Here is a 23,256-nt window from a genome sequence, read left to right as displayed (position 1 = left end):
GCGGAACCCGAGGGGAACCGGCCGATTTGTCTCGCGTTACCCGGCCATGGAAAAACCAGCCGCAAAGCGCGAAGGGGCCAGGAAGCCGCCCATCGTCGACATCAAGGGCGAGGACGGCGAGGACGTTGCCGCGCCGCCGCCCGAAGTGCTCGAACCCGATCCCGAGCTGACGCCTGAAGAGGTCGAGCGGGCGCGCAAGGATTATCTGCTGACGCGATTCTGGATCAGCGCGCGCGGCTTCTGGAGCCGCAAGGGCGACCGTCTCGCCTGGCCGTTCTCGATCGGCCTCGTCGTGCTGATCGTCCTCACCGTCGGCTTCCAATACGGCATCAATGTCTGGAATCGCGCGATCTTCGACGCCATCGAGAAGCGCGACGCAACCACCGTCTTCCATCTCACGGCCGTGTTCTTCCCGCTCGCGATCGGCAGCATCGTGCTCGGTGTCGCGCAGGTGTTTGCGCGGATGAGCATCCAGCGGCGCTGGCGCGCCTGGCTCACCAACAGCGTGCTGACGCGCTGGCTCGCCAACGGGCGCTACTACCAGCTCAACCTCGTCGGAGGCGATCACAAGAATCCGGAATACCGGATCGCCGAGGATCTGCGCGTCGCAACGGATTCGCCGGTCGACTTTCTCGCCGGCGTCACCTCGGCGCTGCTGTCGGCCGCGACCTTCATCGTGGTGCTCTGGACCATCGGCGGCGCGCTCACCGTGACGCTGGGCGGATCGACGATCACCATTCCCGGCTTTCTCGTGATTGCCGCAATGCTCTACGCGGCGATCGCCTCCGGCTCGATCCTGGTGATCGGCCGTCAATTCGTGCAGGTCTCCGAGGACAAGAACCAGGCGGAAGCCGAATTCCGCTACACGCTGACCCGCGTGCGCGAGAATGGCGAGAGCATTGCGCTGCTCGGCGGCGAGGACGAAGAACGCGGCGGCATCGACCGCAATTTTACCAGTGTCCTCGGACAATGGGCGCGGCTCGCCGGCCAGCACATGCGCACGACGCTGGTGTCGCAGGGCTCGAGCCTCGTTGCTCCCGTCGTGCCGCTGCTGCTCTGCGCGCCAAAATTCCTCGACGGCAGCATGAGCCTCGGACAGGTGATGCAGGCGGCGTCCGCCTTCACCATCGTGCAGAGCGCGTTCGGCTGGCTGGTCGACAACTATCCGCGGCTCGCGGACTGGAACGCCTGTGCCCGCCGCATCGCGTCGCTGATGATGTCGCTGGACGGCCTCGAACGCGCCGAGCAGGGCGACGGCCTCGGCCGCATCAAGCGCGGCGAGACCGGCAACCAGACGATGATGCTGGAGCTGAACGACCTCTCCGTCACGCTCGACGACGGCACCGCGGTGGTCGGGGAGACCGAAGTGGCGATCGAGCCCGGCGAGCGGCTGCTGGTCGCCGGCGAATCCGGCACCGGCAAGAGCACGCTGGTGCGCGCGATCGCGGGCCTCTGGCCATGGGGCGGCGGCAACGTCAATTTCCATCCCGACCGCCGGCTGTTCATGCTGCCGCAACGACCCTATGTGCCCTCGGGCTCGCTGCGGCGTGCCGTGGCCTATCCCGGCGCAGCCGAGAACTGGAGCGAGGCGGAGATCGGCGAGGCCCTGGACAAGGTCGGCCTCGATCACCTCAAGGAGAAGATCGAGGAGGAGGGGCCGTGGGACCAGACGCTCTCCGGCGGCGAGAAGCAGCGCCTCGCCTTCGCGCGGCTTCTGTTGCACAACCCCGATATCGTCGTGCTGGACGAAGCGACCTCGGCTCTCGACGAGAAGAGCCAGGACAAGATGATGCAGATGGTCACCGACGAGCTGCCGAAGGCGACCATCGTCAGCGTCGCACATCGTGTCGAGCTGGAAGCCTTCCACAGCCGCAAGATCGTGCTGGAGCGCCACAAGGGCGGCGCCAAGCTCGTCAGCGACATCGACCTGATCCCGCGCAAGGGCAAGCGCAAGCTGCTCGGCCGCTTCCTGCGCCAGCGCAAGCCGGCGGCGAAAAAGGCGGCGTGAGGCACTCTCGTCCCCCGGGCTCGCTTCGCGCTCCGGGACGACACTGAAATTGTAGCCCTCACCAAAACCGGCTATGCATGCGCCACTTGCAACGAGGACCGCCTGCTTGACGCCCGACACCACTCTTTCGACCGCGCCGTTCGGCACGTATGCGCCGAACGCAGCGCAGGCCGCGATCATCAGCCTCGCGCAACGATCGGGACTGAAGCGCGGCGCGTTCCGGCCGTGGATGTCGCGGCTGGTCAATCTGCTGCGCGTCGGCCCGGTCGACGTGCAATATCAGGGCGCCTCGTTCCGCTTCTATCATCAGGGCAGCGCGACCGAACGCGGCGCGCTGTTCAACCCCGACTACAACATCGACGAGCTCGACTTCCTGCGCCGGCACACGCCGGCCGGCGGGACGTTCGTCGACGTCGGCGCCAATGTCGGCACGTTTGCGCTGGTGATGGCGCGGCAGGTCGGACCATCAGGCAAAGTGGTCGCAATCGAGCCGCATCCCCTCACCTTTGGCCGGCTCTCGTTCAACCATGCCGCGTCGAAGGCAACGCAGGTGCGCCTGGTGCAGGCCGCCGCGGGCGATGCCGACGGCGAGTTGATGATCGAGAGCGGCGGCGGCAATCTCGGCGCCACGCATGTCGTCACCGGCGCCGCCAGCGCCGAGGCCATCAAGGTGCCGTCGCTGCGGCTCACGCGCATTCTGGAAGATGCCGGCGTCCGCAAGGTCGATTCGCTCAAGATCGACGTCGAGGGTTTTGAGGACCGCGTGCTGATCGGATTCTTCCGCGACGCGCCACCGTCGCTGTGGCCGCGTGCGGTGGTGATCGAGCATCTGTCACAAAACGAATGGCAGCAGGATTGTATCGCTGACATGGTCACGCGCGGCTTTGCGATCGCGCGCAAGACGAGAAGCAACACGTTCCTGTCACGCTGAACGGCGGAGGCTATCGATGATCGATCATTTGGGCTTGTCGGTTTCCGACTACGAGGCCGCGAAGACGTTCTACGCCAGGGCGCTGGCGCCGCTCGATTACAGCCTGATCATGGAAGTGACGGAAGAGCAGACCGGCCATGCCGCAGCCGCCGGCTTCGGCGCCGACGGCAAGCCGGATTTCTGGATCGACGGCAAGGGCGCGATGAACAAGCCGGTGCATGTCGCGATCCTGGCGAAGGACCGCGCGACGGTCGATGCGTTCTACGAGGCTGCGATGGCCGCCGGTGGCCGCGACAACGGGCCGCCCGGCATCCGCCCGCATTATCACGCGAACTATTACGGCGCCTTCGTGCTGGACCCCGACGGCCACAACATCGAGGCGGTCTGTCACGCGCCCGAATAGGACGCCGTCCGTTGTTCGAGCGTGATCTTCTCGGAACATCGGCGCCGCATCATCGTTGTCGTTCTCCCGACAACTGATCTCGATGATGCCGATGCCGATCGAACCGCCCGAGATACCGCCGTCGACACCCGGCACGCCGACCGAGCCGCCGCCGGGCATTCCGCCGGGCAATCCGCAACCGGAGATCACGCCGCCGGTGCGCGAGCCCGGGGAATCACCGCGGCCGGATGAATTGCCGGGTCGCGTGCCCGAGGAGATTCCGTCGCGCGGACCGAGCGGTCCGCTCGCGCCGAATCCTGCGACGGATGCCAATTCGTCGCAGGCTCATGCGTGACGCGATTGCAAGCCGGGCCTGAATGCGCAATGAACGTTGCTCGTGTGACATGATTTGCATGCAGAAATAAATCGCGACGCAATGTCTTTGCCCGCCACAATCCGGCCTAACGCGTAGCTGTTCATCACCCGACTTCACCTCGTCAAAGAACCTTCCGGGGAATTTCACGACATGACCAATCTTCGCTTCGTGCTGCTTGCCACGACGGCTCTGACCGCGATGCAATTCGCAAGCTCCGCATCGCACGCGCAAAGCGCGCCGCCGCTCGTGGTCGCGCAGGCCCAGCCCGAGAAGGGCCCTGACGGAAAACCGAAGCAGCCTCCGAAGGAGGCGCCGAAGGGACCGCCGCCCGCGGCGCGCCCGGCGACGCCGCCTCCGCCTGCTGCGCCCAAGGCACCAAGCGCCCCGCCGCCCGCGGCTGCACCCCCGCATCCGCCCGCTGCACCCCCGCCGGCCGCAGCGCCGTCGCGCCCGACACCGCCGCCCCCGCCGGCTGCGCCGCCCGCGGCCCGTCAGGCGCCTCCGCCGCCGCCTGCTGCACCGAAGGCCCCAACGCCGCCTCCGGCCCCGCAGCAGCATGTACCGCCTCCGGCAGCGGCTCCGCAGCAGCATGCGCCGACCCCACCACCGCCTCCGCCCGCGGCAGCGCGTCCGGCTGCCCCGCCGCCACCTCCGCCTGCTACAACCACGCCGCCGTCCGCGGCCCCTGCAGTGCGGCCTGCGCCAACCGCAACGCCAGCCCCGACGACGCCTCCGGCGCCCGCCGTTCGTCCGGCGACGCCTCCGCCCCCGACAGCCACACCCGCGCCGTCGGCAACGCCGGCACCTGGCACCAGGCCTCCGGGACGTCCCGGCGCACCGCCGGCCGCGGGACCGGCTCCGGGCGCAACCCCTGCTCCGACGGCAACGCCCGCGCCCGGCGGCGCGGTGACACCGCCTCCCGGACGCCAGGGTGGAACGCCGCCAGCCGGCGCGCCCGCTGCCGGTACACCGCCCGCGGCACCGCAGGCAGGCGCCGTGCCGCGTCCCCCGGCGCCTCCGCCCGGCGTCGCGGCGCCGACTGTCGTGCCGGCCACGCCGGCCGCAGCTCCGCCGCCCAACAAGGTTCAGTACGCGCCGCCGACGGTTGCGCCGGCGTTCCGCGCCGCGCCGACGGTCGCAGCACCGCTGCCGCCGCCGCCGCGTCCGCCGCAGCGTGACCTGACGCCGCTCGCGATCGGCGCGGGCGTGGTGGCCGGCGCCGTGATCGGCGCCACCATCGCGGACCTGCACAAGGAGCGGCACGAGGTCGTGGAAGGCGGCCGCACCGTCTACACCGAGCCGGACCGCATCATCATCCGTGATCCCGGCGGGCAGGCCTATGTCCGCGGCAACGATCTCTATCGCTTCCGCTATGGCGCCCGCGACATCCGCACCGAGACGGTCGGCGGCGAAACCCGCACGGTCGTGATCCGTCCTGACGGAACCGAGATCATCACGGTGGTCGGTCCGGACGGAAGCTTGATGCGACGTATCCGCAGGGATGCGCGTGGCCGCGAGATCGTGATCATCGACAACACCTATCGCGATCCGCGCGCGGTCGGCGGCTTCTATGTCGATGTCCCGCCGCCGGTGGTCAGCATCCCCTACGATCGCTACATCGTCGACGCCCAGGAGGCGTCGCCGCAGGTGATCTACGACACGATGCGGGCGCCGCCGGTGCAGCGAATCGATCGGCGCTACTCGCTCGACGAGATCCGCTACAGCCCCAATGTTCGCATGCAGATGCCGAGCGTCGACGTCAACACGATCAACTTCGCGACGGGATCGTGGACCATTCCGCCGGACCAGGCGGCGCGGTTGCAGGTGATCGCCGACGGCATCAACCAGGCGATCCAGGCCAATCCGCAGGAGGTGTTCCTGATCGAGGGCCACACCGACGCGGTCGGCAACGACGTCGACAATCTGTCGCTGTCGGACCGCCGGGCGCAGGCCGCGGCCGAATTGCTGACCCAGCAGTTCGGCGTGCCCGCGGAGAATCTGACGTCGCAGGGCTATGGCGAGCAGTACCTGAAGGAGCAGACGCAAGGACCGAGCCTGATCAACCGGCGCGTCACCGTCCGCCGCATCACCCCGCTGCTCAACGGCGGCCAGGCCAACGCGGCACCGCCACCGCGCCAGTAAGAGCGTCGCAACAAGAAAATGGCCGGGAGCGATCCCGGCCATTTTTGTTTTGCCTTGCAGGGTGGGTTGGCCGAAGGCGTAACCCACCTCTTTGATTTCCGCAGCGGCAGACGTGGCAGGTTACGCTTCGCGAACCCGCCCTGCGAACCTCAGCCCTTGTCACTCTCGAGCCGGAAGATCTGCGAGCCTTCGCTGCCCGACAGCAGGCCGGTCTTCGAATAGAGACCGAGCTTGGTGCGCGTGTCGGCAATGTCGAGATTGCGCATGGTGAGCTGGCCGATGCGGTCGGCCGGCGTGAAGGCGGCATCCTCGACCTTCTCCATGCTGAGCCTTTCAGGCGCATAGGTGAGGTTCGGGCTCTCGGTGTTGAGGATGGAATAGTCGTTGCCGCGGCGCAGTTCCAGCGTGACCTCGCCGGTGACGGCGCGCGCGACCCAGCGCTGCGCGGTCTCGCGCAGCATCAGGGCCTGCGAGTCGAACCAGCGACCCTGATAGAGCAGGCGTCCCAGGCGCATGCCGCTGATGCGGTACTGCTCGATCGTATCCTCGTTGTGGATGCCGGTGACGAGGCGCTCGTAGGCGATGTGCAGCAGCGCCATGCCGGGCGCTTCGTAGATGCCGCGGCTCTTGGCCTCGATGATGCGGTTCTCGATCTGGTCGCTCATGCCGAGGCCGTGGCGGCCGCCGATGGTGTTGGCCTCGAGGAACAGCGCGACGGGATCAGAGAAGGTCTGGCCGTTCAGCGCGGTGGGCTGGCCTTCCTCGAAGCGCACGACGACCTTCTCGGCCTTCACGGCACAATCGTCGCGCCAGAACGGCACGCCCATGATCGGGTTGACGATCTTGATGCCGCTGTCGAGGCTTTCGAGATCCTTCGCCTCGTGCGTGGCGCCGAGCAGATTGCTGTCGGTCGAGTACGCCTTCTCGGCACTCATCTTGTAGGCAAAGCCCTGCGCGGTCATGAACGCCGACATCTCGGCGCGGCCCCCGAGTTCGTCGATGAACTGCTGGTCGAGCCAGGGCTTGTAGATGCGCAAGCTAGGATTGGTCAAAAGGCCGTAGCGGTAGAAGCGCTCAATGTCGTTGCCCTTGAAGGTCGAGCCGTCGCCCCAGATGTTGACGCCGTCTTCCTTCATCGCCGCGACCAGCATCGTGCCGGTGACGGCGCGCCCGAGCGGCGTGGTGTTGAAATAGGTGATGCCACCGGTCGAGATGTGGAAGGCGCCGGACTGGATCGCGGCGATGCCTTCGTGAACCAGCTGCGTGCGGCAGTCGACCAGTACGGCCTTCTCGGCACCGAACGCTTCCGCCTTGCGCGGGATCTCGTTGTAGTCGGCCTCATCGGGCTGGCCGAGATTGGCGGTATAGGCGTAGCAGCGCGCGCCCTTCTGCTTCATCCAGAGCAGCGCCGCCGAGGTGTCGAGGCCACCCGAAAAAGCGATGCCGACTTTCTCACCCTTGGGCAGGCTTTTCAGGATCGTGGTCATGGCGCTTCCAATCGGGGCTTAAGGGGACTGACAGGGGGAATGGTTTGACGGCGCGAATATCAAATTTCGCAGGGCTCGGCACGCATTTAATGGCTCAGATCGACGCTGCCGGGCCAGTCTTGCCACCGAACAGACGCTTGCGGAGCCGGTAGGCGGGCATGTTCAACCGGGTCAGGGCGGCATCGACCGCCTCGTCCGAAAACCGGGTCCGCGGCCAGCGATAGATCAGCGCGAAGGCGAACCAGATCACGACGAAGGTGACGAGGCCGGCGGTCGCGACATCGGTGAAGAAGTGGCCGCCGAAGGCCATGCGGAGGGCGCTGGTCACGGCACCGAACAGCACCGCGCCTGCATAGGCGACAGGCCGCCACGCCGGCGGCGCCAGCGCGGCCGGCGCCAGCGTCCAGAACGCGGTCGCGCCTTCACCCGAGAAGAACGAGCAATTGCGCGCGCAATCGCCGCGCGGATCCCACCACGCCACGAACTGCTGATCGCCGGCAAACTCGGTCACCACCACCGGGCGCGGCCGGCCCCAATAGGTCTTGAAGGTGAGGTTGGTGAGAACGCCGGCCGACAGGATGATCGTGACCAGCAGGAACACGATCGCGCGCCCCGACACCATCAAGGGACGGTCGGGCCTGATCATCTTGACCACGAGCGCGATCAGCGGCGGCAACACGAAGGCCCAGGACACCCACATCGCAGCGTCACGCGCGAAGCCGGCCCAGCCGTTCAGCTTGATCGGAAAGGTTTTCGTCTCGGGATCGAAGAACAGTGCGGCGAGCTTGAGATCGAGCTCCGGATAGAGGCCGAAGACGACGCCGATCACGAGCCACAGCGCCAGGGCGATGAAGAGTCCGGTACGGTTCATGGCGCGCGGTTTAGCGGAGCGAAGGGGGGATGAAAACCCCGGAATCGGCGTGACTTATCGCACATCTGGCCGCGAATTCGACGGCAGCGGCGGAGGTGGTTGGCGCGGCGGCGGCGGGATGCGCCAGGCGCCGGCATTGCGGCCGGCGACCAGCCAATAGACGACGCCGGCAACGATGCCCGCACCGGTCATGATCTCAAGGTGCCGGCGCACGATGCCTTCGAACTGGAACGTATCGGTATGGAACGGGATGAGACCGAGATAGCAGGCGAGCCCCACGAGGCCGCCGCCGACGGCATAGGCCAGGGCGCTGCGGATATAGAGCGCCTCGGTGATCGCGACGATCACCGCCGCAGGCACCAGCGCGAAGCCCGAGACGAAGATGAAGCCGAAGCCGAGCAGGATGTCGATCGCACCCTGGTCGACGGGACCGGCGCCGAGATCGGAAAACTCCGGAAACAGCAGCGCGCCGACGACGATCATGCCGCCGACGAAGCATGCGGCGAGAAAGCCGATGAAGATGACGATGAGGCGGCCGATCAGTAACATGCGAAAAAAGCCACGATTGTCGTCATTGCGAGGAGCACTTGCGACGAAGCAATCCGGACTGCTTCCGCCGTGACATTCTGGATTGCTTCGCTTCGCTCGCATTGACGAGGAGGCGCGAGCGCGCACATGACAAGCTAATCCGTCATCGCCATGGCGCGCAGCGCCTGGCGTTCGCGGGCCGACAGCTTCTCCGTCTCCGACTTGAGCTGGCCGCAGGCGGCGAGGATGTCGCGGCCGCGCGGGGTGCGCACCGGCGAGGAATAGCCCGCGTTGAAGATGTATTCGGAGAATTTTTCGATCTGGTCCCAGTCCGAGCATTCATAGGCCGTGCCGGGCCACGGATTGAACGGAATCAGATTGATCTTGGCGTGAATGCCCTTGAGCAGCTTCACCAGCAGCTTTGCATCGTCGAGCGAATCGTTGACGCCCTTGAGCATCACATATTCGAAGGTGATGCGGCGCGCGTTCGAGGCGCCGGGATAGTCGCGGCAGGCCTGAAGCAGCTCCTTGATCGGATATTTGCGATTGAGCGGTACCAGCTCGTTGCGCAGTTCGTCGCGCACCGCATGCAGCGAGATCGCCAGCATGACGCCGATCTCCTCGCCGGCGCGCACGATGTTCGGCACCACGCCCGAGGTCGACAGCGTGATGCGGCGGCGGGAGATGCCGATGCCTTCGTTGTCGCCGACGATCAAAAGCGCATCGCGCACCGCATCGAAATTGTAGAGCGGCTCGCCCATACCCATCATGACGATGTTGGTGACGCGGCGCGTGCCGTCCTCGCGATCGGCCCAGTCGTTCAGGCGGTCGCGCGCAACCATGATCTGGCCGACGATCTCGCCGGCGGTGAGATTGCGCACCAGACGCTGTGTTCCGGTGTGACAGAAAGAGCAGTTGAGCGTGCAGCCGACCTGGGAGGAGACGCAGAGCGTACCGCGATCGGTCTCGGGGATGTAGACGCACTCGACTTCATGCGCCTTCTCGACATTGTCGCCGCTCGGCAGCCGCAGCAACCATTTGCGGGTGCCGTCATTGGAGATCTGCTCGGCCACGACTTCGGGCCGGTCGACCGTGAAGTGCTGGGCGAGCTCGGCACGAATGCCCTTCGAGATCGACGTCATGTCGTCGAAGCCTTGGGCGCCGCGGAAATAGAGCCAGTGCCAGAGCTGCTGCACGCGCATCTTGCGCTGCGCCGGTGCGACGCCGATCTCGCCGAGGCGATCGGCAAGTTCGGTGCGCGACAGACCGATCAGCGAGGGTCTCGCCGGCGGCACATAGGTTTCAAGCGGAGTCTTCTCCACCAGGATTGCGTCGCGCGGCTGGGTCGTCGGTTGCATCGATAGGGCCTGATTGCTGTGGTCGTTCCGGGGCAGCTCGAAGAGCTGAACCAGGAACCTCGAGATTCCGGGATCGATGCTGCGCATCGCCCCGGAATGACGGAAGAAAATCTGGAACCGGCCCTATATAGCAACCTGAACCGCCGATTGCGACCTTCTCGCCTGCAGCCTTAACGCCTGCAATCCTATCTTCGGCAGTCTTGCGAGATCCGGTCCAGCGCCTGGGCGAGGCCCTTCAGCGAGAACGTGTCGGTCGTCTCCGTCCCCTTGGTCGAGACGCCCTTGACCACCAGATCGGCGGATTTGCGCATGGCTTCGACCATCCGTTCCTCCTCGGCCGCGTTCTTGATCCAGAGGCCGTCGCCTTGCGTGTACATCGCGAAGGAGGCGCCGCCGACCTCGACGGTCGATTCCGAGCCCGGCTTCAGCGCGTAGCCGATCATGACCGAAACTTCGTTGTTCACCTTCTCGGCCGGGCGGGTCGAGACGAAGGCATAGGCGGGATCGCGCGGCCGATTCGGCGGATTGGTCTTCGATGACGACGGCTTGGCCAGCGCGAAGCAGACTTTCTTGCCGTTGGGTGCCGCCGAATAGGCCCCCCAGGTGCCGAACTGGCCGATCAGCGTCGGCTCCGCACCGCCGGCAACCGCCGCAGGCGGCGCCACCGGCTTGCTATCGTGTTTGGCGGCCGTCTTGGACGCAGTTGCGGCCGGCTTTGCCGCCGCCTTCGGCGCCGGTTGCGCCGTCTGAGCGCGCGCGGAATCACTCAATCCCCACGCCGCCACGCCAGTCATCAAAGCCAAAAAGAGCGCCCGCCACATGCTGGAGTGGTTCCCTCAATATTGTGACTGGAAGATGGCCCGGCCGTGCGTTGTCCCCGAGTCAGGGATAACCGGGAAAGTCCAATTTGGGAAGGCAGTTAGCCGAGCAACAGGACTAGCTTTTGGACCGCGCGGCGCGCTGTTCGGCCCATTGCGCGTCGGTCCATTGCAACAGGTCCTCGGCACCGGAACTGCGCAAATGCGCGCCGCCATCGATCACCACCATCTCGCCGTTGATGTAAGCAGCACGGTCCGAGACCAGGAAGCTGGCGAGGTCGGCAAGCTCGCTGTGCTCGCCATTGCGCCCCATCGGGTTGCGCAGCAGGCTGTCGTCGCGTCCCTGGAGCCGCAACTGGCCGGACGCGCCCGGCGTCGGGAACGGGCCCGGCGCGATCGCGACCGTGCGGATGCCCTTCGGACCCCACTCCACCGCGAGACTCCTGGTCATCGCCAACACCGCCGATTTCGCCATCGCGGAAGGGACGGTGAAGGCGCGGCCGGTGATGGTCGAGGTCGAGAGGATCGAGAGTACGACACCATTGTGCTTGCCATCGATCCAACGCTTGCCAGCAGCGAGCGTGCAGTACATCGCGCCGTGCAGCGTTGGCGCCAGGATCGCATCGGCCGCGCGGAACGACAGATGCTCGCTTTGTGCGATGAAGGTCGCGGCGGCATTGTTGACGAGAATATCGAGTGGTGCTTCGCGCCAGATCGCATCCATCATCGCGTCGACGGCGGCACCGTCGCGAACATCGCACGCGATCGCGGTGACCTTGCCGCTGGTCTCTTTGCGCATCTCGCTCGCAGTTGCTTCGAGCCGATCGAGCTTGCGGCCGCAGATCACGAGCTCTGCGCCAAGCGCGAGGAAGCGGCGTCCCATCGCAGCACCGAGGCCCGAACCGCCGCCGGTGACGAGGATTCGTTTGTCCTTGAGCAGACCTGTTTCAAACATCGTTTGAATCCTTTCTTTTTGTTCTTGCTCCGTCATTGCAAGCGAAGCGAAGCAATCCAGAGTCCGCACCGCGGAAAATAGTCGCCGCGCTCGCAATGACGAGGATAGGCCAGCGCGCTCCTCAGACAAAGAATCCTGATTGTAGGGTCGCCCCAAATCCGGCAAAACCGCCCTAGCTAGAACTCCACTCGAAACGCCCCAGGTGCCGCCATGAAAGCCATCCTTTGCTCGCAATATTGCCAGCCCGACGATCTCGTGCTCGCCGACGTGCCGGATCCGGTGGCAGGTCCCGGCGAGGCCGTGATCGCGATCAAGGCGGCGGCGCTGAATTTCTTCGACATCCTGATGATCCAGGGCAAGTACCAGATCAAGCCGCCGTTCCCGTTCTCGCCCGCCGCCGAAGTTGCCGGTGTGATCGAGAGCATCGGTCCTGGTGTCACTGATCTCAAGGTCGGCGATCGCGTGGTCGCGTCCTGCGGCCACAACGGCGCGCGCGAAAAGATCGCGTTGCCTGCTTCTGGGATCGTGAAGATCCCGGACAATCTCGACTACGACCGCGCGGCCGGCATCATCATCATCTACGGCACGGCGCTGCATGCGCTGGAAGATCGCGCCAGCCCGAACCCGGGCGAGACGCTCGCGGTGCTCGGTGCGGCCGGCGGCACCGGGCTTGCCGCGTGCGAGCTCGGCAAGCTGATGGGCCTGAAGGTGATCGCCTGCGCCTCGTCCGAGGAGAAGCTCGAATTCGCCAAGGCTCACGGCGCCGAGCTGACGCTGAATTACGCCAAGGAAGATCTCAAGGAAGGCCTGCGCAAGCTCACGGGCGGAAAGGGCGTCGACATCATCTTCGATCCAGTGGGTGGCGCGTATGCGGAAGCGGCGCTGCGCTCGATCGCCTGGGAAGGCCGCTTCCTCGTGATCGGCTTTGCCGCCGGCGACATTCCGAAGATGCCGCTGAACCTCGCGCTGCTGAAGGGCTGCGATATCAGAGGCGTGTTCTGGGGCGCCTGGACCCGACAGAATCCCGAGAAGAACCGCGCCAATCTCGAGAAGCTCGTGAAGTGGACGGCGGAAGGAAAGATCTCATCTCATGTCGACCGCACCTTCCCGCTGGCGCAGACCGCCGACGCGCTGAAGGTGCTCGCGGGACGGCAGGCCATGGGCAAGGTGATCCTGCATCCGTGAGGATGCGGCGCAGTCGCCACATACTCAACCGTCATCGCCTGGCTTGACCGGGCGATCCAGTAACTCCGAGACGGTCGTAGCCGAAGCGATAGGCCGCGGCGTACTGGATTCCCCGCCTTCGCGCGCCTTCGCGGGGAATGACAGCGAGCGCGGGGCGGGCCGTGTGCCCACCGCTGCACTGTAAAGTCCCCCTCAACCATTCGCGCAGAAATTGCGGTGCACTCCGCCGCCTCGCCCCAATCAAACCCAAATATCTCCCTGATCGCGCCAACCGCCGTCGTTTTTTGGGCTGATTCAAACTGCGATTTACGGGTTCCAGTTTGCGGGGCGCTTCTGGACAACAACAAGAAGACTGAAGCCGGGACGGCCCCTGCGTTGCGTCAGTAATGGGGAGCATCACCATGGAGTCGACGGCACACCGTCCGTCCAGGGGGTCGAGCGCGCTCGACTCCAATCGAACGGAATCACAATCATCCACCGCGTCCTACATCCGCGCGCGCGCACAACGCGCCGATCTTTCACAGGTCGATCCGATCCCACTCTTTCTGTGCGACCCGCTCGGTACACCCGATCCGCGCGAATTTGCACCGCTGGATTTGCGCTCAGAACGGAAGATCTTCCCGCGCGTTCTCGCCGCTGTTGTGGTTGTAGGCTTCTTGGCGATTTTGGCCGCGCTGTTTCAGCCCGACCTGCGCAGCCTCGTCGCCGCCAATGCCGGTGGCGCAACGGCCACAACTCCTGAGCAGCCAGCGATGCCGGCCAATGCGCCGGTTGCGCGGCAGGCCGCGCTCAAGGACCCTGCTCGCGCCACCAGGCCGACGCTGGCGAGCGCCGACATGCAGAACCTGCCGGCCCCATCGACGCCAAGCCGTGAAGCGATTGCGACGGCCTACCAGAGTGCGCTGCAAGCCCAGACGCCTGTGCCCGTCGCCGCCGTGCAACCCGCGTCACCTCCATCTCCGCCGGCAAAGACGCTCGATGCCGATACGCTGGCAGGGTTGATGACGCGGGCGAGGAGCCTGATCGGCGTCGGCGACATCGCCGCAGCGCGGCTGCTGCTCGAACGCACCGCGAGCGCGGGGGACGCAACGGCCGCACTTCTGCTGGCGCAGACCTATGATCCGGCCGTGCTCGGCACGAGGGACACACGCAGCGTCAGTGCCGACGCGAGCGCGGCACGCGACTGGTACCAGAAGGCCGCAACGCTCGGATCCGCCGAGGCGCAGCAGCGCCTCGCCCAGCTTTCGAACTAGAACTTTTCAGGGGACATCATGCGTGACACTTTGAGAATGGCGCTTGCCGCCATCACGACGATCTGCGCCTTCGCGGCTCATGCTGAACAGACCGAATATGATCCGGCCAAGGTCTCCGACAGCCTGAAGGCCATCTTCCAGTTCGGCTCGAGTTCGACCAAACAGGCGCTGAACGCCAACACCGTGACGCTGATAACAGGCACGATCGGCGGCACCTATGTGCAATTCGGCGCCGACCTCGCCTCGGTGCTCGACGACGGCAACAAGATCCGCGTCCTGCCGATCGTCGGCCGCGGCTCGGTGCAGAGCGTGGCCGACATCCTGTTCCTGCAAGGCGTCGATCTCGGCGTGGTGCGCGCTGATACGCTGGATTACCTCGAGCGAAAGGGATTCGCGAAGGACATCAAGCGGCAGTTCACCTATGTCACCAAGCTCTACAACGAGGAGATGCAGGTGATCGCACCGAAATCGGTCTCGACGCTGAAAGACCTCGAGGGCAAGACGGTCAGCGTCGACTTGCCGAACGGCGGCACTTTCGTCACCGCACTCACCGTGTTCGAGCGGCTCGGGATCAGGGCGAAATTCGTCTATGTCGAGCAGCGCATTGCGATGGAGAAATTGAAGGCCGGCGAGATCGACGCCGTCATCGTGGTCGGCGGCAAGCCGTACAAATCGGTCTCGACCTTCGGCAATGACGGTCGCTTCCATCTCGCGCGCGTGGACTATGCAAAGCCGCTCCAGAACGACTATCTGCCGGCGACGCTCACTGCCAAGGACTATCCGAACCTGATCAAGGAGGGCGAGAGCGTGGATACGATCGCCGTGCCTGCTGTGCTGGCGGCCTATAATTGGGCGCCCAACACGGAGCGCTATCGCAAGCTCGCGCTGTTCGTGGATGCCTTCTTCACGAAATTCCCGGCGCTTCAGAACGCACCCTTCCATCCCAAATGGAAAGAGGTGTCGCTCGCGGCTCCCCTGGCGGGCTGGAGCAGATTGCCGGTGGCGCAGCAATGGCTCGACCGACACGGCGTCGAACCGGTAACGCAGCAACGCTTCGAAGCATTCCTGAAGCAGAGCCCGGCGGGCGCGAAGGTGTCCGACGCGGAGCGGGAGACGCTGTTCAGGCAATTCCAGGCATGGGATGCGGAGAAGGCGCGCGCGGAGAAGAAGTAGCGGACGGCCACACTCTCGCTGTCATCGCCCGGCTTGACCGGGCGATCCAGTACTCCGAGACGGCCGTGATTGAATCGAGAAGCCGCGGCGTACTGGATTCTCCGCCTTCGCGGAGAATAACAGCGGAATATGGGGCCCTGCTATTCCTCCGCCTCATCCACGCCGCGCGTCAGCGCGGCACGCGCGGCTTCGCGGTGCTCCGAGGTGATGTGGCTGGCGACCATGCGAATGGCAGTGGCGAGAATCGCGGCGTCATCGGTGAAGCCGAGCACTGGCATCACGTCGGGAATGAAGTCGAACGGCAGGATGAAATAGGCGATCGCCCCCAACAGCGACGCCTGGACATGGCGCGGCGTCTGCCGGTCGAAGGCGCAGTAATAGGCCGCGAGCAGATCCTCGGTGAACGGCAGATGCGCGGCGACGCGCTTCAGCTTGCGCCAGAAGCGGCGGCGCGCGCTGTCACGATCTTCCGCGAGCCGATCGGCCGGCTCGAAGCCGACGCCGTGTTCGGCAGCCATGGCCGAGAACTCCCCGTTCAGCCGGACGCGGCGGATCGCCGCATCGCATGCTGATCACAACATGGGGACGCGCATTTTGCCTGCAAGATGTCAGCCCGATGTAAGCTTGGCGATGGCGTTCATCGCGCTCGCAAGCTCGACGTCGAGCCTGGTGACGCCGCCGGCGTCGTGGGTCGAGAGCACCACCTCCACCGTCTTGTAAACGTTGCGCCATTCCGGGTGATGATCCATTTTTTCAGCGATCAGCGCCGCGCGGGTCATGAAGCCGAAGGCCTCGTTGAAATCCTTGAAGACAAAGGTTTTCCCGATGGCGTCGCGGCCCTGGACCTCGGTCCAGCCCGGGATACCGCCCAGCGCCTGCTTGCGTGCGTCCGCCGCCAATCGCTCTGCCATGACCGCCTCCGTTCTTCAGGGGAACTTTACCCTAACGCCCCGCTTACGCCTGGGGTTCATCGGGGATTTCGCGCATCCGCTAACCATGACGGAGATGTAACCCCGCCGGACAAGAAATTTGCTACAATTGCGGGCGTAAATCGCCGGCCAAGATGAAACTGAGCCTGAAGCGCCTGTTTGGGAGATCGATGACCGGGGACTTGAACCTGGCCGAGACGCCCCCTCCGCGTTCGCCGCGATCCGCGGCGCGGAAGACCGCGCTCGTGTCTCTGGCGCTGGTGCTCGCCATCATCGGCGCGCTCGCCGGCGGCTACTATTTCGCGATGCGACCGGTCACGCTGAAGATCGCGGTCGGCCCAGCCAACAGCGACGATCTCAAAGTCGTGCAGACACTGACGCAGGCCTTCGCGCAGAGCAAAGGCTCCGTGCGGCTGCGCCCGATCCCGACCGAGGGCGCCACCGCCAGCGCGGGCCAGCTCGCCGAAGGCAAGGCGGATCTTGCCATCGTGCGCGGCGATCTCGACGTTCCCAAGAACGCGCAGGCCGTTGCGACGCTGCGCAAGAACGTCGTGGTGCTGTGGTCGGTGCCGGGCAAGGGCAAGAAGAAGGGCGCGAAGATCACCAAGATCGCACAGCTCGCCGGCCACCGCGTCGGCGTGGTCGGCAAGACGCAGGCCAACGTCAATCTGCTGAAAGTGATCCTGCAGCAATACGGCATCGATCCCGCCAAGGTCGAGATCGTGCAATTCCCGGCAAGCGAGGTCGTGGAAGCGATCAAAGCCCAGAAGGCCGACGTCTATCTCGCGGCCGGCCCAGTCAACAGCAAGATCACATCGGATGCGATTACGGCCTCCGCCAGGGACGGCGGCACGCCGACCTTCCTCGCGATCGATTCGGCGGATGCGATCGCGCAGAATCATCCGGTCTATGAAGCCTCGGAAATTCCCGCCGGCACCTATGGCGGCTCGCCCGATCGTCCCGACGACGAGGTCAAGACCATCAGCTTCTCGCATCACATCGTGGCGCGCAAAGGCCTTTCAGAGACCACGGTCGCGGCCTTCACCCGGCAGCTCTTCGCCGTGCGCCAGCAATTGCTTACCGACTTCCCGCAGGCCGCGAAGATCGAAACGCCCGACACCGACAAGGACGCGGTGATCCCCGTGCATCCGGGCGCTGCCGCCTTCGTCGACGGCGAGGAGAAGACCTTCCTCGACAAGTACAGCGATTACATCTGGTGGAGCCTGATGGCGCTCTCGGCCACGGGCTCGCTCGGCGCCTGGTTCGCGGGCTACCTCAAAAAGGACGAGCGCGACAACAACAGCCATCTGCGCGAGCGTCTGCTCGACATGCTCACCGCAGCCCGGAAGAGCGAGACGACCGACGAGCTCGACCAGATGCAGGCCGAGGCCGACGAGATCCTGCGCGACACGCTGCGCTGCTTCGATCACGGTGCCATCGAGGAAGGCGCACTGGCGGCCTTCAACATCGCGCTCGACCAATTCCACACCGCGGTCGCCGACCGCAAGGCGGTGCTGTCCAGCCTGCCGCAGAACCTGCAGCGCGCCGGCGCGCAATTCCGAGCCGCCGGCAACGCATAACGTCTGCACGCGTAATTGCCGCGTCACAATGTCTCAATATAGGTTCCGTCGTCATTCCGGGATGGTCCGAAGGACCAGACCTCAGGTGCGCCATTGCGCACCGGGGAATCTCGAGATTCCGGATTAGCGCTTCGCGCGCTCCGAAATGACAGCTCAAGATGCGCCAGCCCGCGAGCCCCACGCCATGAAGATCAAATTCTCCCGCCGCAAATTCCTCACCACCGGCGCCGGCGCACTCGGCGCGATCGCGATGCCGCATCTGTCGCGCGCCGCCGACCGGCCTATGGTCACCCACGGCGTGCAGTCCGGCGACGTCACCGTCGATGGCGGTGTGGTCTGGGCGCGCACCGACCGTCCCGCGCAGATGCTGGTCGAGGTGGCGACGACGGAATCGTTCAAGGACTCCCGTGCGCTGCCGCCGATCGCGGCGCTGCCCGAGAGCGACTTCACCGCGAAGATGCTGGTGGAGAATCTGCCCGGCGGACAGGACATCTTCTACCGCGTCCGCTTCCGCGATCTCTCCCATACTGCGATCGAAGGCGAGCCGGTGGTCGGCCGCTTCCGCACCGCGCCGGCCGACCGCCGCGACGTCAGCTTCGTCTGGGGCGGCGACGTCGCCGGCCAAGGCTGGGGCATCAATCCCGATGACGGCGGCATGCTCACCTTCTCAGCCATGCGCAAGCACCGGCCGGATTTCCTGCTGCACTCCGGCGACACCATCTACGCCGACGGCGTGATCCCTTCCGAGGTGAAGCTCGCAGACGGCAAGATCTGGAAGAACCTCACCATCCCCGAAAAGGCCAAGGTCGCCGAGACGCTGGACGAGTACCGCGCGGCGCACAAATACAATTTCACCGACGACAACGTCCGCGCCTTCAATGCCGAAGTGCCTGTTTTCGTGCAGTGGGACGATCACGAGGTGACCAACAACTGGTCGCTGTCGAAGGATCTGCCGGCGACCTACAAGGTGCGCGACATCTGGCTGCTCGCGGCGCGCGCGAGCCGCGCCTTCCACGAGATGTATCCGATGCGCGAGAGCATCAATGAGCCGGGCCGGGTCTATCGCAAAATCTCCTACGGCCCGCATCTCGACGTGTTCGTGCTCGACGAGCGCAGCTATCGCGGCCCGAACGGCGCCAATCTCGAAACCGAGTACGGCCCGGCCAGCTATTTCCTCGGGCCCGAGCAGATGGCCTGGCTGAAGCGCGAACTGCTCAATTCGCGCGCGACCTGGAAGGTGATCGCCTCCGACATGCCGCTCAGCATCCTCGTTTACGATGATGCCGCGAACAAGAAGGGTTCGGAAGCCTTCGCGCAAAGCGACGGCCCGCCCCGCGGCCGCGAACTCGAGATCGCCGACATCCTGCGCTTCATCAAGGTGGCGCCGATCAGGAACACGGTGTGGCTGACGGCGGACGTGCACTACGCCGCCGCGCATTATTACGATCCGAACAAGGCGCAATTCCAGGATTTCGAGCCGTTCTGGGAGTTCGTCTCGGGCCCGCTGCACGCCGGCACGTTCGGCCCGAACGAGCTCGACAACACGTTCGGCCCCGAGGTGCGCTTCGTCAGGGCACCCGGCCTCGACAAGCAGAACCTGCCGCCGTCAGCGGGCATGCAGTTCTTCGGTCACGTCAAGATCGACGGCACTTCCGGCCAGATGACAGTGACGCTGCGCGACCGCGCCGACGTCGCGCTGTGGTCGACCACGCTCGATCCGAAACTCGCCTGAGGCCGATCTAGCCGCCGCGCGCCTGCAACGCCGCCTCCAGCGCATCGCTGGAGCAGGGCTTTTGCAGCCGTGGCCGTGCGGCAAACTCCGGCGGAATGCTCGTCTCCGCGCCGTAGCCGGTGACGAAGACGAAGGGAATATCCAGGGCTGCAAGCCGTTCGGCGATCGCAAAACTCTTCTCGCGGATCAACTCGACATCGAGCAGCGCGAAGTCGGGCGCGCGTGCCGTGATAGCGTTCAGGGCCTGCGCCACCGAGCCCACCGTGCGCACGCTGCTCACGCCAAAGCCGAGCAGGCGATCCTCGAAATCGATCGCGATGATCGGATCGTCCTCGACGATCAGCACATCGGCAGGGCTGACGGCTGAGCCGTCGGGGAAAGCAGGTATCATGATCCTGGCTATTGAGGGCTGCATGTTGTCACCAATCAGGACAGCCCATGCCGACGCCTGCGCCCAGCGCATCGGAGGGTTCCCGGAACGAAACTCACCACAGAACAGTTTTGACGTCTGTCCACATGTGCACACAAGCCATGGACGGAACTCGCTAAGGTGGAGAGGAGGATGGGGAGTTTGCGATGGATGCGCGTATCAGCAAGACAAGCGAGATCGAGAGCCGCCCTGCCAACAATCTGCTTCGGCGGTTGAATGCGCCGGACTATGCGCTGCTCGCACCACATTTCGCCGTCGACGAGGTCGGCCCGAACCATCTGCTCTACAGTCCCGGCGACGATGTCCAGGTCGTGCACTTTCCGTGCGGGCCCTCGCTCGCGACGTTCCTCGTTCCGAACGAGGACGGCCGCGACGTCGAGACCATCCTGGTCGGCCGTGAGGGCGCGGTGGGCGGCATCGTCAGCGAAGGATTTCTGCCGGCCTATACCCGCATCTGCGTCAAGTTCGGCGGCCCGTTCGCGCGCATTCACGTCGGCAAGCTGGAAGCGGCGAAGGCGCGCTCGCCGTCACTGCGCAACATCTTCGCGCGCTATGCCGACTGCATGCTGGCGCAGATTTTCCAGTCGACCGCCTGCAACGCCATTCACTCGATCGAGCAGCGCACGGCGAAATGGATCATCGCGGCGATGGAGCGAACCGGCGACGAGAGCAGCGTGCCGTTGACGCATGAGCAGCTCGCCACGTTGCTCGGCGTGGGGCGCAGCTATGCCAGCCGCGTGCTGCAATCGTTCAAGGCCGAAGGCGTGCTCGACACGCGGCGCGGCTCGATCCTGGTCCGCAACCATGACGGCCTGCGCCTGCGCGCCTGCCTCTGCAACGACGCCGTCAAGATGCACTTCGAGGAGGTGCTGCGCGGGGTCTATCCGACAGAGGAGCCGAACCACAGCTCCGCGCAGGGCTAGTTGGGGCACTTGTCCCGCGAATAAAGGGCCGGTTTGGTCCGGGATATTCTAAGCCCCGGGGATTCCCGGACAAAATTCAATCAACCAACCTCGAAAGAACGCATTGTTTTTTGGCGTTTTTTCCCTATATTGCGGCGCAAACGCATGGGGTGCCCGGTCGATATGGCCGGGTTTCCTTTTTGGGCGTAGCAGGCCCCGTTTTCCACGTTTCAGCGTCGTCCGTGAAGAGGTCCCGGCTTGACCGGCGAGATCGCGCTTAACCCATTGTCCGACCGCAAAGAAGCTCACTCATGAACCTTCGTAACGTCGCCATCATCGCCCACGTCGACCATGGCAAGACGACCCTCGTCGACAAGCTCCTCCAGCAGTCCGGCACGTTCCGCGAGAACCAGAAGGTGACGGATCGCGCCATGGACTCCAACGACCTGGAGCGCGAGCGCGGCATCACCATTCTGGCCAAGGCGGCCTCGGTGCAGTGGAAGGACACCCGCGTCAACATCGTCGACACCCCCGGCCACGCCGATTTCGGCGGTGAGGTCGAGCGAATCCTGAACATGGTGGACGGCGCGCTGGTGCTGGTGGACGCGGCCGAAGGCCCGCTGCCGCAGACCAAGTTCGTGGTCTCCAAGGCGCTCAAGGTCGGCCTCAAGCCGATCGTCGTCATCAACAAGGTCGATCGCCCCGACGCGCGCCCGACCGAAGTCATCAACGAGGTGTTCGACCTGTTCGCGGCGCTCGACGCCAGCGAGGAGCAGCTCGATTTCCCGATCCTCTACGGGTCGGCCAAGCAGGGCTGGATGGCCGAGAGCCCGGAGGGTCCGCAGGACAAGGGCATGGAGCCGCTGTTCGACCTGATCCTGCGTCACGTCGCACCGCCGACGGTCGAGGAAGGGCCGTTCCGGATGATCGGCACCATCCTGGAAGCCAATCCCTATCTCGGCCGCATCATCACCGGCCGCATCTCGTCCGGCGTCCTCAAGCCGAACCAGCAGGTCAAGGTGCTTCATGCCGACGGCAAGCTGGTCGAGACCGGGCGTATCACCAAGATCCTGGCATTCCGCGGTCTCGAGCGCACGCCGCTCGATGAAGCCGAAGCCGGCGACATCGTCGCCATTGCCGGCCTGACCAAAGGCACCGTCGCCGACACTTTCTGCGATCCCACCGTCGAGGTACCGCTGCCGGCGCAACCGATCGATCCGCCGACCGTGTCGATGTCGTTCATCGTCAACAACTCCCCGCTCGCCGGTACCGAAGGCGACAAGGTGACGAGCCGCATGATCCGCGACCGTCTCTTGCGTGAAGCCGAGGGCAACGTCGCGTTGCGCGTCGTCGAGTCCGCCGACAAGGATGCGATGGAAGTGTCCGGCCGCGGCGAATTGCAGCTCGCGATCCTGATCGAGACCATGCGTCGTGAGGGCTTTGAGCTCTCGGTGTCGCGCCCGCGCGTCGTGTACCAGAAGGACGAAGCGACCGGCGCCACCATGGAGCCGATCGAGGAGGTCGTGATCGACGTCGACGAGGAGCATTCCGGCGTCGTCGTGCAGAAGATGAGCGAGCGCAAGTCCGAGCTGATCGAGATGAAGCCTTCGGGCGGCAATCGTCAGCGCCTGGTGTTCTACGCGCCGACCCGCGGCCTGATCGGCTATCAGGGCGAACTGCTCACCGACACCCGCGGCACCGCGATCATGAACCGCCTGTTCCACGGCTATGCCCCGTACAAGGGCGAGATCCAGGGCCGCCGTAACGGCGTCTTGATCTCCAACGACCAGGGCGAGGCGGTGGCCTACGCCATGTTCAAGCTGGAAGACCGCGGCCCGATGATGATCGAGCCCGGCTGGAAGGTCTACAAGGGCATGATCGTCGGCGAGCACACCCGCGACAACGATCTCGAGATCAACGTGCTCAAGGGCAAGCAGCTCACCAACATCCGCACGACGTCGAAGGACGAAGCCGTGCGCCTGACCCCGCCGATCCGCATGACCCTCGAAAAGGCGCTCGCCTATATCGAGGACGACGAGCTCGTCGAGGTCACCCCGAAGTCGATCCGCCTGCGCAAGAAGCACCTCGACCCGAACGAACGCAAGCGCGCGGAAAAGGCCAAGGAAGCGGTGGCGTAAGGCCGCCGGTCTCACTCACTGTCATGCCCCGGCTGCCGGGCGATGACAGTTCGTCTTGTGGTGGGCTTTCAGCGAACG

At 65.2% G+C, this 23,256-nt stretch carries 21 protein-coding genes; 12 read left to right on the top strand and 9 right to left on the bottom strand.

What is annotated here, in order from left to right:
- Positions 1-46: 46 nt before the first annotated feature.
- From XH90_RS01600 to XH90_RS01580, 5 genes are all read left to right on the top strand, one after another.
- The gene (locus XH90_RS01600; RefSeq protein WP_194478893.1) at positions 47-2,008 is read left to right on the top strand and encodes an ABC transporter ATP-binding protein/permease; all 1,962 of its coding nucleotides are present in this window, start codon (positions 47-49) and stop codon (positions 2,006-2,008) included.
- A gap of 73 nt (positions 2,009-2,081) precedes the next feature.
- Entirely contained in the window at positions 2,082-2,939 is an 858-nt protein-coding gene (locus tag XH90_RS01595) for an FkbM family methyltransferase (RefSeq protein ID WP_194478892.1), read from the top strand.
- Between the two features lie 16 nt (positions 2,940-2,955).
- Complete coding sequence (locus XH90_RS01590) at positions 2,956-3,342, top strand: VOC family protein (RefSeq protein WP_194478891.1); 387 nt, start codon at positions 2,956-2,958, stop codon at positions 3,340-3,342.
- A gap of 91 nt (positions 3,343-3,433) precedes the next feature.
- Complete coding sequence (locus XH90_RS01585) at positions 3,434-3,676, top strand: hypothetical protein (protein ID WP_194478890.1); 243 nt, start codon at positions 3,434-3,436, stop codon at positions 3,674-3,676.
- A 171-nt stretch (positions 3,677-3,847) separates the two neighbouring features.
- Positions 3,848-5,839: an OmpA family protein gene (locus tag XH90_RS01580; RefSeq protein WP_194478889.1), complete on the top strand. Its 1,992-nt coding sequence runs from the start codon at positions 3,848-3,850 to the stop codon at positions 5,837-5,839.
- Positions 5,840-5,988: 149 nt separating this feature from the next.
- Here the strand turns inward: XH90_RS01580 and argG are convergent, their stop codons facing one another.
- From argG to XH90_RS01550, 6 genes are all read right to left on the bottom strand, one after another.
- Entirely contained in the window at positions 5,989-7,326 is a 1,338-nt protein-coding gene (gene argG, locus XH90_RS01575) for an argininosuccinate synthase (protein ID WP_194478888.1), read from the bottom strand.
- A 94-nt stretch (positions 7,327-7,420) separates the two neighbouring features.
- The gene (locus tag XH90_RS01570; RefSeq protein WP_194478887.1) at positions 7,421-8,197 is read right to left on the bottom strand and encodes a phosphatase PAP2 family protein; all 777 of its coding nucleotides are present in this window, start codon (positions 8,195-8,197) and stop codon (positions 7,421-7,423) included.
- Positions 8,198-8,251: 54 nt separating this feature from the next.
- Positions 8,252-8,746, bottom strand: a complete 495-nt coding sequence (locus XH90_RS01565) for a hypothetical protein (protein ID WP_194478886.1) — start codon at positions 8,744-8,746, stop codon at positions 8,252-8,254.
- Positions 8,747-8,880: 134 nt separating this feature from the next.
- Complete coding sequence (gene rlmN / locus XH90_RS01560; protein ID WP_194478885.1) at positions 8,881-10,083, bottom strand: 23S rRNA (adenine(2503)-C(2))-methyltransferase RlmN; 1,203 nt, start codon at positions 10,081-10,083, stop codon at positions 8,881-8,883.
- A gap of 185 nt (positions 10,084-10,268) precedes the next feature.
- The gene (locus XH90_RS01555) at positions 10,269-10,904 is read right to left on the bottom strand and encodes an invasion associated locus B family protein (protein ID WP_194478884.1); all 636 of its coding nucleotides are present in this window, start codon (positions 10,902-10,904) and stop codon (positions 10,269-10,271) included.
- Positions 10,905-11,019: 115 nt separating this feature from the next.
- A complete protein-coding gene (locus XH90_RS01550; protein ID WP_194478883.1) occupies positions 11,020-11,856 on the bottom strand; it encodes an SDR family oxidoreductase in 837 nt (278 codons plus the stop codon).
- Between the two features lie 210 nt (positions 11,857-12,066).
- On the opposite strand from XH90_RS01550, the gene XH90_RS01545 reads away from it, so the two are divergent.
- The 3 genes from XH90_RS01545 (at position 12,067) to XH90_RS01535 (ending at position 15,467) form a co-directional block, all read left to right on the top strand.
- A complete protein-coding gene (locus tag XH90_RS01545) occupies positions 12,067-13,041 on the top strand; it encodes an NADPH:quinone oxidoreductase family protein (RefSeq protein WP_194478882.1) in 975 nt (324 codons plus the stop codon).
- Between the two features lie 401 nt (positions 13,042-13,442).
- Positions 13,443-14,294 carry a sel1 repeat family protein gene (locus XH90_RS01540; protein ID WP_194478881.1) on the top strand — a complete coding sequence of 284 codons (852 nt, stop codon included), beginning with the start codon at positions 13,443-13,445 and terminating at the stop codon, positions 14,292-14,294.
- Positions 14,295-14,312: 18 nt separating this feature from the next.
- Entirely contained in the window at positions 14,313-15,467 is a 1,155-nt protein-coding gene (locus tag XH90_RS01535; RefSeq protein WP_194478880.1) for a TAXI family TRAP transporter solute-binding subunit, read from the top strand.
- 140 nt (positions 15,468-15,607) lie between these two features.
- On the opposite strand, the gene XH90_RS01530 is transcribed toward XH90_RS01535, so the two are convergent.
- On the bottom strand, positions 15,608-15,985 hold the full coding sequence (locus tag XH90_RS01530; protein WP_194478879.1) for a YkvA family protein: 378 nt from the start codon (positions 15,983-15,985) through the stop codon (positions 15,608-15,610).
- Between the two features lie 90 nt (positions 15,986-16,075).
- Positions 16,076-16,378 (bottom strand): 4a-hydroxytetrahydrobiopterin dehydratase, encoded by a 303-nt coding sequence (locus XH90_RS01525; protein ID WP_194478878.1) that lies wholly within the window; start codon positions 16,376-16,378, stop codon positions 16,076-16,078.
- A gap of 152 nt (positions 16,379-16,530) precedes the next feature.
- On the opposite strand from XH90_RS01525, the gene XH90_RS01520 reads away from it, so the two are divergent.
- Together XH90_RS01520 and XH90_RS01515 are read left to right on the top strand one after the other, a co-directional pair.
- Entirely contained in the window at positions 16,531-17,976 is a 1,446-nt protein-coding gene (locus tag XH90_RS01520) for a TAXI family TRAP transporter solute-binding subunit (protein WP_194478877.1), read from the top strand.
- A 184-nt stretch (positions 17,977-18,160) separates the two neighbouring features.
- Positions 18,161-19,708, top strand: coding sequence for an alkaline phosphatase (locus XH90_RS01515; protein ID WP_194478876.1), 1,548 nt, complete (start codon positions 18,161-18,163; stop codon positions 19,706-19,708).
- Between the two features lie 7 nt (positions 19,709-19,715).
- Here the strand turns inward: XH90_RS01515 and XH90_RS01510 are convergent, their stop codons facing one another.
- Entirely contained in the window at positions 19,716-20,099 is a 384-nt protein-coding gene (locus tag XH90_RS01510; protein WP_246755668.1) for a response regulator, read from the bottom strand.
- Positions 20,100-20,284: 185 nt separating this feature from the next.
- On the opposite strand from XH90_RS01510, the gene XH90_RS01505 reads away from it, so the two are divergent.
- Both XH90_RS01505 and typA read left to right on the top strand, forming a co-directional pair.
- On the top strand, positions 20,285-21,061 hold the full coding sequence (locus tag XH90_RS01505; protein WP_194478874.1) for a Crp/Fnr family transcriptional regulator: 777 nt from the start codon (positions 20,285-20,287) through the stop codon (positions 21,059-21,061).
- Between the two features lie 290 nt (positions 21,062-21,351).
- Positions 21,352-23,178, top strand: a complete 1,827-nt coding sequence (typA, locus tag XH90_RS01500; protein ID WP_194478873.1) for a translational GTPase TypA — start codon at positions 21,352-21,354, stop codon at positions 23,176-23,178.
- Positions 23,179-23,256: the final 78 nt, after the last annotated feature.

The organism is Bradyrhizobium sp. CCBAU 53338, assembly GCF_015291665.1.
GTDB lineage: Bacteria > Pseudomonadota > Alphaproteobacteria > Rhizobiales > Xanthobacteraceae > Bradyrhizobium.
Note: the sequence above shows the minus strand (reverse complement) of the source record. Positions and strands in the feature narration are given on the sequence as shown.